Origin of the sequence: Azoarcus taiwanensis, assembly GCF_012910885.1 — a bacterium.
In the GTDB taxonomy this organism is placed as follows: Bacteria; Pseudomonadota; Gammaproteobacteria; order Burkholderiales; family Rhodocyclaceae; genus Azoarcus_F; species Azoarcus_F taiwanensis.
Window position 1 is genome coordinate 1 of record NZ_WTVM01000273.1, and the last position, 952, is coordinate 952.

Annotated in this window: 1 protein-coding gene; it reads right to left on the minus strand. The window is 63.6% G+C overall.

Annotated features, from left to right (window positions below; genetic code table 11):
• Positions 1-800: methyl-accepting chemotaxis protein (locus GPA21_RS21325; RefSeq protein WP_339379840.1), on the minus strand; the 800-nt coding region annotated here is incomplete at its 3' end.
• Positions 801-952 lie beyond the last annotated feature (152 nt).

Below are 952 nucleotides of genomic sequence, written 5' to 3' on the forward strand. Positions count from 1 at the left end.
GCCAGCAGGTTCGTCTGATACGCAATGTCGTCGATGATCCCGATCTTGCCCGCGATGCTCTTCATCGCCTCGACCGTGCGCTTGACCGCCTCGCCACCTTCCGCAGCCTCGGACGCCGCCTTGGCCGCCATGCCGTCGGTCACTTTCGCGTTTTCGGTGTTCTGCGCAATCGACGCCGACATCTGTTCGATGCTCGCGCTCGTCTCCTCCACCGAAGCCGCCTGCTCGCTCGCCCCCTGGCTCAGCGACTGCGCCGTCGCACTGACCTCCTCGGCGCCGCTTGCGAGGTGATCCGACGCGTGCCGGACCTCGTTGATGATCTGGTACAGCTTGGCCACCGTAGCCTGCATCGCGGCGAGAAGCTGGCCGGTTTCGTCCTTGCTGTTGGACTCGACCCTTGTGGTCAGATCACCCTCTGCAAGGGCATTTGCGGCACGCAACACTTGTGCGATGGAGCGGGTCACCTGGGTGGTGACCAGCCACAGCAAGGTCAGCGCGACGACAATGCTGACGGAGGCGAGTGTGATGTCCACCCACATCTCGGTACGCGCCTGCGCCTCACCTTCCGCAGCACTGGCCTGAAGGTCGGCAGCGAGACGGTTCTCGACCTCGGCCAGCCGTTCGATTTTCCCGGTCATGGCTCTGAACCACATGTCAGCCGACACACCGAGACTGATTTCGCCGGCCCGATCGATCGCGATCTGTTTCAGACGCGCCGCTTCAGCGACCGAAGCGTCACGCATGCGCTCCTCGAAGTGTGCGAACTGCTCCGGGTCGGCATAGACGCGAAACTGCGCCAACCAGGTGTCATGGGTCGCGGAATTGCCGATGAACCGGGCGAAGACGCCAGGGGGGGGTTCTAAGCCAGAACCGCCGAAATTTCCGTCATCCCAGCTCCAGCCCCGCCACGAGCGCATCCAGGTCGATCATCTTGCCGTCGCTCTGGAAGGTG